This window comes from Variovorax sp. YR634, from assembly GCF_900106655.1.
Taxonomy (GTDB): domain Bacteria; phylum Pseudomonadota; class Gammaproteobacteria; order Burkholderiales; family Burkholderiaceae_C; genus Variovorax.
The window spans coordinates 455244-467838 of sequence record NZ_FNOL01000001.1; the positions used below are offsets into that span (position 1 = coordinate 455244).

Genomic DNA, 12595 nt, shown 5'->3' on the forward strand with positions numbered 1-12595 from the left:
AAACGCACTATGCAAGTTCAAGTCGGCTTGAGGTCAAGAGGGTAATGAAACATCTGGATATCGGCGAGGTTGCGCAGCGCTCCGGCGTGCCCGCCTCGACGCTGCGCTATTACGACGAGAAGGGGCTGATCGCCTCGACCGGAAGGCAAGGCCTGCGCCGCCTGTTCGATGCGGGCGTGCTGGAGCGGCTCGCACTCATTGCGCTGGGGCGCGCCGCCGGCTTCTCTCTGGACGAGATCGCGCGCATGTTCGGGCCCAACGGGCAGCCGCGCATCGACCGGTTGATGCTCACAGCCAAGGCGGAAGAACTCGACAGGACGATCCGCAGCCTGAGCGCCATGCGCGACGGCCTGCGGCACGCTGCTGTGTGCCGCGCGCCCAGTCACATGGAATGCCCCACCTTTCGCCGCATCCTCGGGGCTGCGGCGTCCGGGGCCATCGGCGGGCGAAAGAAGAAGGCGCCCAAGCCTCCCGGGAACTAGGCGTTCGCGAGCAGCGAAAGGTCGCGCGCAGCCTGCAGCATCAGTTCGCGCGCGCGGTCCAGCGACGGAATGGCATGGCGGTCGATGCGCCGGATGTACGGCGTGGTGAGCACCGCCAGCGCATGCCCGTGCGGGCCGAGGATGGGGCACGAGATGTCTATCACGCCGAAGTACTGCATGCTCTCGCGCTGCCGGTAGCCGGTGGCGCGCACGGCTTCGAGCATGTGCTCCAGCTCGTCGGGCGGTATCTGCACCTCGCCGTCGAGCGCCACGTGCTCGGCCACCATCTGCTTGCGCCGCTCGTCCGATTCGCAGGCCAGCAGCACCTGGCCCGAGCCGGTGTCGAGCAGGTTCACGCGTGTGCCTGGCCGCACCGTCATGTTGCTCGCCGCCGGGCTGTTGACCTGCGCCACGATCTGAACGTTGCCCCGGTCGTACACGCCCAGGTGGCACGACTGCTCGGCCTCCTTCACGTAGCGGTCCATCACCGGAAGCGCCTGCGTGACCAGCCGGTGGTTCGGCGGGTAGCGGTGCGCCAGGTCGAACATCTTCAGGCTCAGGCTGTAGCGGTCGCCCGCGAGCGAACGCAGCACGTACTGCCGCGCCACCAGCCGTTCGAGCATGCGGTAGATCTCGCTCGGGCCACGGTCGAGCGCCTTCACGATCTCGCCGCGCGTCAGGCCCTCAGGCTGGTCGGCCAGCAGTTCGAGGATGTCCAGGCCCTTGTCGAGCGCGGGCGCGCGGTAGCGCTCAGGGTCTTCGGCGGGCTTGCTCAGGATGTCGGTTTGAATCGATTTGTTCACTGATGAATTTCAACAGCAGACATCGCTTTTTGCAAGTTTCGTTCTACGGGTAAGCACCCATGAAGTGCGCTTGACGCTAAAAGTTCGTATGTAAATACTCTGTTCACACATGGACTAGAGAGGCAAGGCGTTCGGCAGCATACCGCTGCCCGCGACCCGACATGATCCAGCGCATCGACTCGCACCAGCATTTCTGGCGGCCCGCACGCGGCGACTACACATGGTTGAGCGCGAGCGTGCCGGCGCTGGCCCCGCTGGTGCGCGACTTCCTGCCCGAAGACCTCGCGCCGCTGCTGCAGGCTCACGGCGTGGGCCGGACCGTGCTGGTGCAGGCCGCCGAATCGAAGGCCGAAACCGACTTCATGCTCGACCTGGCCACGGCGCACGACGTCATCGGCGGCGTGGTCGGCTGGGTCGACCTGAGCCGGCCCGGTGCCGTCGCTTCGCTGGAGCGGATGGCGCGGCACCCCAGGTTCAAGGGCGTGCGGCCGATGCTGCAGGACCTGCCCGACGACGACTGGATCGCGCACCGGCCGCGTCCTGATGCGCTGCGCACCTTGCTGCGGTTCGGCCTGCGCTTCGATGCGCTGGTGAAGCCACGGCACTTGCCGCCGATGCTGCGCTTCCTGAAGCAATGGCCGGAGCTGCCGGTGGTGGTCGACCATGGGGCCAAGCCACCCGTTGGCGCGCACGGCAGCGAAGACTTCGAGCGATGGCGCAAGAGCATTGCAGCGGTCGCGGCACTGCCGCAGGTGTGCTGCAAGTTCTCGGGGCTGTGGGGTGAGGCTCCGCCGTCCACGCACGGCGACGTCGATGCGGCTGTGCGCGCCGTGTGCCCGGTGTGGGAGCACCTGCTCGACGTGTTCGGGCCCGATCGCCTGATGTGGGGCAGCGACTGGCCCGTGCTCACGCTGGCCGGCGACTACGCGGGCTGGGTCGCAGTGAGCGAGGCCTGCATCGGCAGCCTTTCGCCAAGCGAGCAGGCCAGCGTGTGGCGTGGCACGGCGCAGCGCTTCTACGACCTGCCGTTGCACTGACAGGGAAAGTTCATGACGCAACCCATCGTCACCCTTCGCGACCTGAGCAAGTCTTTCGCCGGCGTGCGCGCGCTCGACAAGGCGCAGTTCGATCTGCTGCCCGGCGAGGTGCATGCGCTCATGGGCGAGAACGGCGCGGGCAAGTCCACGCTGATGAAGGTGCTGGCGGGCGTGTACCGCAAGGACTCCGGCGAAGTGCTGCTCGACGGCCAGCCCGTGGACATCGCGAGCCCGCGCGCTGCGCAGGCCCTGGGCATCGGCATCATCCATCAGGAGCTCAACCTGATGAACCACCTGAGCGCCGCGCAGAACATCTTCATCGGCCGCGAGCCGCGCGGGCGCTTCGGCCTCTTCATCGACGAAGAGGCCATGTGCGCCGAGACGCAACGCATCTTCGAGCGCATGAACCTGCGGCTCGACCCGCGCACGCCGGTCGGCGAGCTCACGGTGGCCAAGCAGCAGATGGTGGAGATCGCCAAGGCGCTGTCGTTCGACTCGCGCGTGCTCATCATGGACGAGCCCACCGCCGCGCTGAACAACGAAGAGGTGGCCGACCTGTTCCGCATCATCGGCCGGCTGAAGTCGCGGGGCGTGGCCATCGTCTACATCTCGCACAAGATGGACGAGCTCAAGCGCATCGCCGACCGCGTGACCGTGATGCGCGACGGCCAGTACATCGCCACCGTGCCGATGGCCGAAACGCCGATGGATTCGCTCATCGCCATGATGGTGGGCCGCCAGCTCGCGGAGGTGGAAACCGACATGCCCGACACCTCGGGCAACGAGATCGTGCTCGAGGCCAGGGGCATCTGCCGCGGAACGATGGTGCGCAACGCGAGCTTCGTGCTGCGCCGCGGCGAGATCCTCGGCTTTGCGGGCCTGATGGGTGCGGGCCGCACCGAGCTGGCGCGCGCGGTGTTCGGCGCCGACCGTATCGACGCGGGCGAGGTCTTCGTGCACGGCAAGAAGGTGTCGATCAAGTCGCCCGAGGACGCGGTGGCCCACGGCATCGGCTATCTGTCGGAAGACCGCAAGCACTTCGGCCTGGCCACCGGCATGGACGTGGAAACCAACATCGCGCTGCCGAGCATGAAGAAGTTCCTGTCGATGGGCCTGTTCATCGACCAGGGCGCCATCGAGGCGGCCGGCGAGCGCTACGTGAAGCAGCTCAGCATCAAGACGCCTTCGGTGCGCCAGCAGGTGCGGCTGCTGTCGGGCGGCAACCAGCAGAAGATCGTCATCGCCAAGTGGCTGCTGCGCGACTGCGGCGTGCTCTTCTTCGACGAGCCCACGCGCGGCATCGACGTGGGCGCCAAGGCCGAGATCTACCGCCTGCTCAACGAGCTTGCCGCGCAGGGCAAGGCCATCGTGATCATCTCTTCGGAGCTGCCCGAGATATTGCGCATGAGCCACCGCGTGCTCGTGATGTGCGAAGGCCGCATCACCGGCGAGCTGCCGGCGCGCGAAGCCTCGCAGGAAAAGATCATGCAGCTCGCCACCCGGCGTGAAACCACCGCTGCTGCCACCGCATGACGATTGGAGACACCCTTTGACGACCCCCACCGCCACCACCGCTGTCACGCCCGGCTTCTCGCTGAGGGCACGGCTCTTCCGCCCCGCCACCAGGCAGAAGCTGCTGGCCTTTGCCAGCCTCGTCGCGCTGATGGTGTTCTTCAGCGTCGCGTCGCCGCAGTTTCTGCAGGCCGACAACCTCGTGAGCATCCTGCAGTCGACAGCGGTGAACGGCGTGCTGGCCATTGCCTGCACCTTCGTCATCATCACCGCGGGCATCGATTTGTCGGTTGGCACGCTGATGACCTTCTGCGCCGTCATGGCCGGCGTGGTGCTCACCTACATGGGCATGCCGCTCGCATTGGGCATTGCGGCCGCGATTCTCTTCGGGGCGCTGGCAGGCTTTGTCTCTGGCGTGCTGATCGCCAAGCTCAAGATACCGCCCTTCATCGCGACGCTGGGCATGATGATGCTGCTCAAGGGCTTGTCATTGGTGATCTCGGGTACCAAGCCGATCTACTTCAACGACACGCCGGACTTTCCGGCGATCTCGCAAGACTCGCTCATCGGCTACTTCATTCCGGCGCTGCCGATTCCCAATGCGGTGCTGATCCTGTTCCTGGTGGCGGTGGCCGCGAGCATCGTGCTCAACAAGACCATCCTGGGCCGCTACACCTTCGCGCTCGGCAGCAATGAAGAAGCGGTGCGCCTGTCGGGCGTGAACACCGACTTCTGGAAGATCGTGGTGTACACGGTGAGCGGTGGCATCTGCGGCATTGCGGGGCTGTTGATTGCCTCGCGCCTGAACTCGGCGCAGCCCGCGCTGGGGCAGGGCTATGAGCTCGACGCGATTGCGGCCGTGGTGATCGGCGGCACGTCGCTCAGCGGCGGCACCGGCACCATCGTCGGCACGATCATCGGCGCCTTCATCATGAGCGTGCTCACCAACGGCCTGCGCATTCTTTCGGTTGCGCAAGAGTGGCAGACGGTGGTCACGGGCGTGATCATCATCCTGGCCGTGTACGCCGACATCCTGCGCCGCCGCGGCAGCAAGACGCACTGATTCCCCTCGCTTTCGTTTCGTTCTACAACCACAGGAGACTTCGCATGATCCAGAGAAGAACAGCCGTTGCGTGCACGCTGGGCGCGGCGCTCATCGGCCTTGCCGGCATCGCGCAGGCACAGACGCAAGAGGTCTACATTCCGCTCGTGTCCAAGGGCTTCCAGCACCAGTTCTGGCAGGCCGTGAAGTCGGGCGCCGAGCAGGCCGCGAAAGACTACAAGGTCAAGGTCACTTTCGAAGGCCCCGAGACCGAGGCCATGGTCGACAAGCAGATCGACATGCTTTCTGCCGCGCTTGCCAAGAAGCCGCAGGCCATCGGCTTTGCCGCGCTCGACAGCCAGGCGGCCATTCCGCTGCTGAAGAAGGCGCAGGCCGCGAAGATTCCGGTGGTGGCATTCGACTCGGGCGTGGACAGCGACATTCCCGTGACCACCACGACCACCGACAACAAGGCTGCCGCCGCGCTCGCAGCCGACAAGATGGCCGAGCTGATCGGCAAGAGCGGCGAAGTCGCGCTGGTGGTGCACGACCAGACCAGCCGCACGGGCGTCGACCGGCGCGACGGCTTCGTGAACCGCATCAAGTCGACCTACCCGAACATCAAGATCGTGAGCGTGCAGTACGGCGGCGGCGACCAGCTGAAGTCGACCGAGATCACCAAGTCGATATTGCAAGCCTCGCCAAACCTCAAGGGCATCTTCGGTGCCAATGAAGGCTCTGCCATCGGCGTGGTCAATGGCGTGAAGGAGATGAAGCGCAACGGCAAGGTCGTGATCATCGGCTACGACTCCGGCAAGCAGCAGAAGAACGCCATCATGGACGGCAGCATGGCCGGCGCCATCACGCAGAACCCCGTGGGCATGGGCTACAAGACCGTCGAGATGGCCGTGAAGGCCATCAAGGGTGAGAAGCTGCCGAAGGTGGTCGACACCGGGTTCTTCTGGTACGACAAGACCAACATCGCCGATCCGAAGATCGCAGCGGTGCTGTACGACTGATCGCTCGCCCGCAAAGTCCCATGACCATCGTCCGATCCATGCGCGTGCTCGACGTGCGCTTTCCCACCTCGCAGCATCTGGACGGCTCCGATGCGATGAACCCCGACCCCGACTATTCGGCGGCGTACGTCGTGCTCGAAACCGACCAGCCGGGGCTCGAAGGCCACGGCCTCACCTTCACCATCGGCCGCGGCAACGAGATCTGCTGCGCGGCCATCGAGGCGATGCGGCATCTGGTCGTGGGGCTCGACCTGGCGTGGGTGGCCGAGGACATGGGGCGCTTCTGGCGGCACGTGACATCGGACAGCCAGCTGCGCTGGATCGGCCCCGACAAGGGCGCGATTCATCTTGCGACCGGCGCGGTGGTCAACGCGATGTGGGACCTGTGGGCCAAGTCCGAAGGCAAGCCCGTGTGGCAGCTGGTGGCCGACATGAGCCCCGAGGAGCTGGTGCGATGCATCGACTTCCGCTACATCACCGACTGCATCGCGCCGGATGAGTCACTGGCCCTGCTGCGCGCGGCGGCCGTTGGCAAGGCCGAACGCATCGCCACACTGCAGGCCGAGGGCTACCCCTGCTACACCACATCGGCCGGCTGGCTGGGCTACTCCGACGAGAAGCTGCGGCGCCTCGCGCAAGAGGCTGTGGATGCGGGCTTCAACCACATCAAGCTGAAGGTGGGGCGCGACCTGCAGGACGACATCCGCCGCCTGCGCGTGGCGCGCGAGGTGCTCGGGCCCGACCGGCACCTGATGATCGACGCCAACCAGGTGTGGGAAGTCGGCCAGGCCATCGACTGGGTGCGTCAGCTGGCGTTTGCCAAGCCGTGGTTCATCGAGGAACCCACCAGCCCCGACGACGTGGAAGGCCACCGCAAGATTCGCGAGGGCATCGCACCGGTGAAAGTGGCCACGGGCGAGATGTGCCAGAACCGCATCATGTTCAAGCAGTTCATCATGCGCGGCGGCATCGACGTGGTGCAGATCGACGCGTGCAGGCTAGGCGGCGTGAACGAGATTCTTGCGGTGATGCTGATGGCCGCGAAGTACAAACTGCCCGTGTGCCCGCATGCAGGGGGAGTGGGGCTGTGCGAGTACGTGCAGCACCTGTCGATGATCGACTACCTCTGCATCTCGGGCACGCGCGAAGGCCGCGTGGTCGAGTATGTCGACCACCTGCACGAGCACTTCGTCGAGCCCTGCGAGATTCGCAATGCGGCCTACATGCCGCCGAAGGGCGCGGGCTTCTCTATCACGATGAAGCCGGAGTCGCTGGAGAAATACCGCTTTCGTGGATAAGGAAAGGCACTGCACAGCATGGACCTGAATCTGAAGGACAAGGTGGTGATCGTTACTGGTGGCGGCAGCGGAATCGGTGCGGCCATTTCGATGACGCTGGCACAGGAGGGCGCGGTGCCTGTGATCTGCGGGAAGAATCCGCTCGAAGCGCCTTTTGAAGAGGCATTGCGTTCGCTGCAGCCGCGTGCGCGGTTCTTCCAGTTCGAGCTGATGGAAGAAACCGCTTGTGCCAAGGCCATTGCCGATACCGCTGCCGAGTTCGGTCGCATCGATGGCCTGGTCAACAACGCGGGCGTGAACGACAGCGTGGGGCTGGAGGCGGGACGCGAGGCCTTCGTACGTTCACTCGAACGCAACCTCGTCCATTGCTACGTGATGGCGCACTACTGCCTGCCGCACTTGAAGGCCAGCCACGGTGCCATCGTCAACATCTCATCGAAGACGGCAATAACGGGGCAGGGCAACACCAGCGGCTACACCGCAGCCAAGGGCGGGCAACTGTCGCTGACGCGTGAGTGGGCCGCTTCATTGCTGGAGGACGGCGTTCGCGTGAACGCGGTGATCCCGGCCGAGGTGATGACGCCGCTGTACCAGCGCTGGATTTCCGCGTTCGACGAGCCTGATCGCAAGCTCGCGGAGATCACCGACAAGATCCCGCTTGGCCGCCGCATGACGACTCCACAGGAGGTTGCGGACAACGTCGTGTTCCTGTTGTCGGAGCGTGCCGCGCACACCACCGGGCAATGGGTGTTTGTGGACGGCGGATATACGCATCTGGATCGGGCGCTGACCTGATTGATTCCCTGCTTTGATCGGAACAAGCCATGCGCCATTTCCTGGCCCTCGATTTGAAAGACGACCCTGTATTGATCGCCGAGTACGAGGCTTATCACCGCAGCATCTGGCCCGAGGTGCGCGAGCACCTGAATGCGCACGGCATAACGGCCATGGAAATCTACCGGCTCGGTACGCGGATGGTGATGCTGATGGAGACGGACGATGCCTGCTACAACGCCGATGCCATGGCGCTTGCCACGCGGAGCAATCCAAAGATCAGGGAGTGGGAAGAACTGATGTGGAAGTTCCAGGCGCCCACGCCATGGACACCCGAAGGGGAGAAGTGGGTCGCAATGACGCGGATCTTCGCTTTGTAATCAAAAGATTCAAATTTGATCCAAGATTTGACATTCTTGTCCCGTGTTTACATTTGCTGGGCACAATGCCGGCATGCCAAACATTGCATCCATCCTTAAATCTGAAATCTCGCGTGTCGCCCGCAAGGAAGTCCGCGCAGAAATGGAAACCCTCAAGAAGGCATCGGTTCATCACCGTGCGGCCATCGCGGCATTGCGCCGCCAGGTGAGTTCGCTGGAGAAGGAACTGCGCAGCGTTGCCAAAGGCACGGCCCGCAGCGCACGCGCGAGCGAACCCGACGAGTCGGATGAAGGCGGAACCAAGCGCCGCTTCAGCGCCGGGCGCCTGGCTGCGCATCGCACGAAGCTGGGTATTTCCGCCGCGTCTTATGGAAAGCTGGTGGGCGTGTCGGGCCAGACGATCTACCACTGGGAACAGGGCAAGGCCCGGCCCAGGGCCGCGCAACTCGAGAACCTTGCTTCGGTGCGCGGGCTGAGCAAGCACGAAGTGGCGCAGCGTCTGGAAGCCGAGTAGCCAGCCGCCAGTGTTGGTTCAGTGATCGTGATGAAGGTAGCTCGCTTGCCTCGGCAGGCGCAGGCTCACCAGGAACGCGATCACCATCATCGCGCTCACGTACCAGAAGAATGCCGACTCGTGTCCCAGTGACTTGAGTCCCAGCGCCACGTATTCGGCCGAGCCGCCGAAGATCGCGTTGGCCACGGCATAGGCCAGTCCTACGCCCAGCGCCCGTACTTCAGGCGGGAACATCTCCGCCTTCACGATCCCGCTGATCGAAGTGTAGAAGCTCACGATGGCCAGCGCCACGATGATCAGCACGAAGGCCATCACCGGGCTCGTCGTGTGCTGCAGTGCGGTAAGGATGGGCACGGTCGTCAGCGCGCCGAGCCCGCCGAACAGCAGCATGTTGTTGCGCCGCCCGATGCGGTCCGACAGCGCGCCGAACACCGGCTGCATGCACATGTAGGCGAACAGCGCCCCGGTCATCACATAACTTGCGGTCTTGATGGGCAGGTGCACCGTGTTCACCAGGTACTTCTGCATGTACGTGGTGAAGGTGTAGAAGATCAGCGAGCCGCCGGCCGTGTAGCCCAGCACCGTGAGGAAGGCGGGCGTGTGATGCCTGAACAGGCCGGCCATGCTGCCGGCCTCCTTGTTCTTCTTGGCTTCGTCGGTCTGCGTTTCATGCAGCGTGCGGCGCAGCAGCAGCGCGACAACCGCTGCGATGGCGCCGATGACGAACGGAACACGCCAGCCCCAGGCCTTGAGTTCGGCCTCGGTCAGCAGTTGTTCGAGCACCACGATCACCAGCACCGCGAGCAGTTGCCCGCCGATCAGCGTGACGTACTGGAATGACGAGAAGAAGCCGCGCTGGCCGCGCAGTGCCACCTCGCTCATGTAGGTGGCGGTGGTGCCGTATTCGCCGCCGACCGACAGCCCCTGGAACAGGCGGCAGATCAGCAGCAGGAAGGGCGCCCACGCGCCTATCTGCGCGTAAGTCGGCAGGCACGCGATGACGAGCGAGCCGGCGCACATCATCGTCACCGAGATCAGCATCGACGTCTTGCGCCCCAGCCGGTCGGCCACGCGCCCGAAGAGCCAGCCGCCGATGGGCCGCATCAGGAAGCCGGCCGCGAATACGCCGGCGGTGTTCAGCAACTGGGCGGTGGGGTCCGATTTGGGAAAGAAGGCCGGTGCGAAGTACAGCGCCGAGAACGCATACACATAGAAGTCGAACCACTCGACCAGGTTGCCGGAAGAGGCCGCCATGATCGCGAAGACGCGGTGGCGCTTTTCTTCGGCCGTGTAGTGCGGTAGTGGCGAAGCAGAGGCCGCTGGGCCTCCCGGAACAGGCGTGACTGCGCTCATGGTGCCTTCTTGTGCCGTGCAGGCAATGTTGTTGTTGCCAAAACATTCTGCGCCGGCAAGAGGCTGCGGCGTGTCGGTCAACGCCGCATCGGCCTACCCCCGAAGTGGCCTTCGGGGGGCCTTCAGGCAAGCCTAGAACGTACCCGGCAGCAGGATGCTCGAATCGACTTCGTCGATGTTCGTGCGGCCGCAGAAAGCCATCGTGATGTCGAGCTCCTTGTGGATGAGCTGCAGCGCGCGCGTTACGCCCTCTTGCCCATAGGCACCCAGGCCATACAGGAAGCTGCGGCCGATCATGGTGCCGCGAGCGCCCAGCGCGCGGGCCTTGAGCACGTCTTGCCCGCTGCGGATGCCGCCGTCCATCCACACCTCGATCTCGGTGCCCACCGCGTCGACGATGGCGGGCAGCGCCGCGATGGATGATGGCGCGCCGTCGAGCTGCCGGCCGCCGTGGTTCGACACGATGAGCGCATCGGCGCCGCTCGAGGCTGCAAGGCGCGCGTCTTCCACGTCCATGATGCCCTTGAGGATGAGCTTGCCGCCCCAGAGCTTCTTGATCCATTCGACATCGGCCCAGCTCAGCGCGGGGTCGAACTGCTCGGCGGTCCACGACGACAGCGACGACAGGTCTTTCACGCCCTTGGCGTGGCCCGCGATGTTGCCGAAGGTGCGGCGCTTGGTGCCCAGCATGCCCATGCACCAGCGCGGCTTGGTGGCCAGGTTGATCAGGTTCTTGATGGTGGGCTTGGGCGGCGCTGTGAGACCGTTCTTGATGTCCTTGTGGCGCTGGCCGAGGATCTGCAGGTCGAGCGTGAGCTGCAGGGCCGTGACGTTGGCGGCCTTTGCGCGCTCGATGAGGCGTTCGATGAAGTCGCGGTCCTTCATCACGTAGAGCTGGAACCAGAAGGGGTGGCGGTCGGTGCCTTCGGCAATGTCTTCGAGCGAGCAGATGCTCATGGTCGACAGCGTGAACGGAATGCCGAAGGCCTTGGCCGCGCGCGCACCGAGGATTTCGCCGTCGGCATGCTGCATGCCGGTGAGGCCGGTGGGCGCAATGGCCACGGGCATTGCGGCCTCCTGGCCGACCATGGTGGTGCGGGTGGAGCGGCCTTCCATGTTCACGGCCACGCGCTGGCGCAGCTTGATCTTCTGGAAGTCGCTCTCGTTGGCGCGGTAGGTGCCCTCGGTCCAGGCGCCGGAGTCGGCGTAGTCGTAGAACATCTTCGGCACACGCCGCTTGGCGATCACCCGCAGGTCTTCGATGCTGGTGATCTTGGAAAGGTCGGACACGGGCTGTCTCCTGGCTGGTTCTTGTGGGTTGACGAAGGCGAACCGGCCATTATCGGCAGGCGCTCCGGTGCGCCATCTGAAAAAAGCCGGGCTCGCAACTGAAAAAAATTCAGATCGGTCGCTTCACTTGCGCAGGGCCTCGCGCAGCCACTCGACGAAGGTCGCGCACTCCCAGCGCTCCATGGCGCCCGGCCGCCAGCACAGGAAGTAGGCGTTGGGCGAAGGCACGCTGCGCTGCGACAGCCGCACCAGCCGCCCGTTGTCGAGCCAGGCGCTGCCCAGCCGCAGGTGCATCAGCACCACGCCGAAATCTTCGGCCGCCGCGTCGAGCGCCAGCCCGAGGTCGTTGAACTGGTGGCCCGTGGCCGGCTCGGGCAGGCCCACGCCGCAAGCCTTGAACCAGGTGCGCCACGACTCCAGCGGCGTGCGCAGCAACTGCGCGCGCGACACCTCGGCATCGGTGGCAAAGCCGTCGAAGGGGCCGTGGCGCTTCAGGTAGGCGGGGCTGCACACCGGCGAGACCTCGTCGGCCAGCAGTTGGACAAACTCGCGATCGTGAAAGGGCCCGGTGCCGAAGCGCAACTCGATGTCGGCCTCTTCGACCGTGACGTTGCGCACCGGCATGGTCACCTGCAGCATCAGCTCGATGTTCGGGTACGCGTCGCGAAACCGCGCGAGCCGCGGCAGCAGCATCTGCCGCGAGAAGGTCGGCGTGACCGCCACGCGCAGCCGCCGCATCTGCGACTCGGGCTCGCGGCCCGGTACCTGCTGCAGCGCCGCAATGGCCTCGCGCACGCGCGCCAGGTAGGCCATGCCGTCGGCGCTGAGGCTGAAATCGCTACCCACGAAGAACTTCAGCCCCAGCAGCAGTTCGAGCTGGCGGATGCGGTGGCTCACCGCGCTGGGCGTCACGCTGAGCTCTTCGGCGGCGAGGTTCACGCTGCGCAGGCGTGCAACGGCCTCGAAGGCCTGCAGGCCCTGGGTCGAGGGGAGACGCGGAGAAACCATCTTTTGCTGGCGAGGGGAGCGGGTTAGGATGGTAGCGAACGCTTTCGGCCGCTCGTGGCAGGACCATTCCCGCCTCGTGTTGC

The 12595-nt window shown here is 65.1% G+C and carries 13 protein-coding genes; 9 read left to right on the plus strand and 4 right to left on the minus strand.

Annotated features, from left to right (window positions below; all coding sequences use genetic code 11):
* The first annotated feature begins 44 nt into the window (after positions 1-44).
* A complete protein-coding gene (locus BLV60_RS02110; protein WP_093049114.1) occupies positions 45-482 on the plus strand; it encodes a helix-turn-helix domain-containing protein in 438 nt (145 codons plus the stop codon).
* Here BLV60_RS02110 and BLV60_RS02115 read toward each other — a convergent pair.
* Positions 479-1258, minus strand: coding sequence for an IclR family transcriptional regulator (locus tag BLV60_RS02115; RefSeq protein ID WP_093050352.1), 780 nt, complete (start codon positions 1256-1258; stop codon positions 479-481). The genes BLV60_RS02110 and BLV60_RS02115 overlap by 4 nt on opposite strands.
* A gap of 188 nt (positions 1259-1446) precedes the next feature.
* On the opposite strand from BLV60_RS02115, the gene BLV60_RS02120 reads away from it, so the two are divergent.
* The 8 genes from BLV60_RS02120 (at position 1447) to BLV60_RS02155 (ending at position 8861) form a co-directional block, all read left to right on the plus strand.
* Positions 1447-2322, plus strand: a complete 876-nt coding sequence (locus BLV60_RS02120; protein WP_093049117.1) for an amidohydrolase family protein — start codon at positions 1447-1449, stop codon at positions 2320-2322.
* Between the two features lie 12 nt (positions 2323-2334).
* Positions 2335-3855 carry a sugar ABC transporter ATP-binding protein gene (locus BLV60_RS02125; protein ID WP_093049120.1) on the plus strand — a complete coding sequence of 507 codons (1521 nt, stop codon included), beginning with the start codon at positions 2335-2337 and terminating at the stop codon, positions 3853-3855.
* A gap of 16 nt (positions 3856-3871) precedes the next feature.
* Positions 3872-4897: an ABC transporter permease gene (locus tag BLV60_RS02130; RefSeq protein WP_093049123.1), complete on the plus strand. Its 1026-nt coding sequence runs from the start codon at positions 3872-3874 to the stop codon at positions 4895-4897.
* 44 nt (positions 4898-4941) lie between these two features.
* Positions 4942-5895, plus strand: coding sequence for an ABC transporter substrate-binding protein (locus tag BLV60_RS02135; RefSeq protein WP_093049126.1), 954 nt, complete (start codon positions 4942-4944; stop codon positions 5893-5895).
* A 20-nt stretch (positions 5896-5915) separates the two neighbouring features.
* Positions 5916-7193 (plus strand): L-fuconate dehydratase, encoded by a 1278-nt coding sequence (locus BLV60_RS02140; RefSeq protein ID WP_093049129.1) that lies wholly within the window; start codon positions 5916-5918, stop codon positions 7191-7193.
* An 18-nt stretch (positions 7194-7211) separates the two neighbouring features.
* Positions 7212-7988: an SDR family oxidoreductase gene (locus BLV60_RS02145; RefSeq protein ID WP_093049131.1), complete on the plus strand. Its 777-nt coding sequence runs from the start codon at positions 7212-7214 to the stop codon at positions 7986-7988.
* A 29-nt stretch (positions 7989-8017) separates the two neighbouring features.
* Positions 8018-8347, plus strand: coding sequence for an L-rhamnose mutarotase (locus tag BLV60_RS02150; RefSeq protein WP_093049134.1), 330 nt, complete (start codon positions 8018-8020; stop codon positions 8345-8347).
* 73 nt (positions 8348-8420) lie between these two features.
* Positions 8421-8861, plus strand: a complete 441-nt coding sequence (locus BLV60_RS02155; protein WP_093049137.1) for a helix-turn-helix domain-containing protein — start codon at positions 8421-8423, stop codon at positions 8859-8861.
* Between the two features lie 18 nt (positions 8862-8879).
* On the opposite strand, the gene BLV60_RS02160 is transcribed toward BLV60_RS02155, so the two are convergent.
* From BLV60_RS02160 to BLV60_RS02170, 3 genes are all read right to left on the minus strand, one after another.
* Positions 8880-10214 carry an MFS family transporter gene (locus BLV60_RS02160; protein ID WP_093050355.1) on the minus strand — a complete coding sequence of 445 codons (1335 nt, stop codon included), beginning with the start codon at positions 10212-10214 and terminating at the stop codon, positions 8880-8882.
* A 132-nt stretch (positions 10215-10346) separates the two neighbouring features.
* Positions 10347-11504, minus strand: a complete 1158-nt coding sequence (locus tag BLV60_RS02165; protein ID WP_093049139.1) for an alpha-hydroxy acid oxidase — start codon at positions 11502-11504, stop codon at positions 10347-10349.
* Positions 11505-11627: 123 nt separating this feature from the next.
* Entirely contained in the window at positions 11628-12512 is an 885-nt protein-coding gene (locus BLV60_RS02170; RefSeq protein ID WP_093049142.1) for a LysR substrate-binding domain-containing protein, read from the minus strand.
* Positions 12513-12595 lie beyond the last annotated feature (83 nt).

Excerpts from the sequence above, each read along its gene's own strand:
- BLV60_RS02110 (WP_093049114.1), top strand. The coding sequence starts at position 45 with ATGAAACATCTGGATATCGGCGAGGTTGCGCAGCGCTCCGGCGTGCCC.
- BLV60_RS02120 (WP_093049117.1), top strand. The coding sequence starts at position 1,447 with ATGATCCAGCGCATCGACTCGCACCAGCATTTCTGGCGGCCCGCACGC.
- BLV60_RS02125 (WP_093049120.1), top strand. The coding sequence starts at position 2,335 with ATGACGCAACCCATCGTCACCCTTCGCGACCTGAGCAAGTCTTTCGCC.
- BLV60_RS02135 (WP_093049126.1), top strand. The coding sequence starts at position 4,942 with ATGATCCAGAGAAGAACAGCCGTTGCGTGCACGCTGGGCGCGGCGCTC.
- BLV60_RS02140 (WP_093049129.1), top strand. The coding sequence starts at position 5,916 with ATGACCATCGTCCGATCCATGCGCGTGCTCGACGTGCGCTTTCCCACC.
- BLV60_RS02145 (WP_093049131.1), top strand. The coding sequence starts at position 7,212 with ATGGACCTGAATCTGAAGGACAAGGTGGTGATCGTTACTGGTGGCGGC.
- BLV60_RS02150 (WP_093049134.1), top strand. The coding sequence starts at position 8,018 with ATGCGCCATTTCCTGGCCCTCGATTTGAAAGACGACCCTGTATTGATC.
- BLV60_RS02155 (WP_093049137.1), top strand. The coding sequence starts at position 8,421 with ATGCCAAACATTGCATCCATCCTTAAATCTGAAATCTCGCGTGTCGCC.
- BLV60_RS02160 (WP_093050355.1), bottom strand. The coding sequence starts at position 10,214 with ATGAGCGCAGTCACGCCTGTTCCGGGAGGCCCAGCGGCCTCTGCTTCG.
- BLV60_RS02170 (WP_093049142.1), bottom strand. The coding sequence starts at position 12,512 with ATGGTTTCTCCGCGTCTCCCCTCGACCCAGGGCCTGCAGGCCTTCGAG.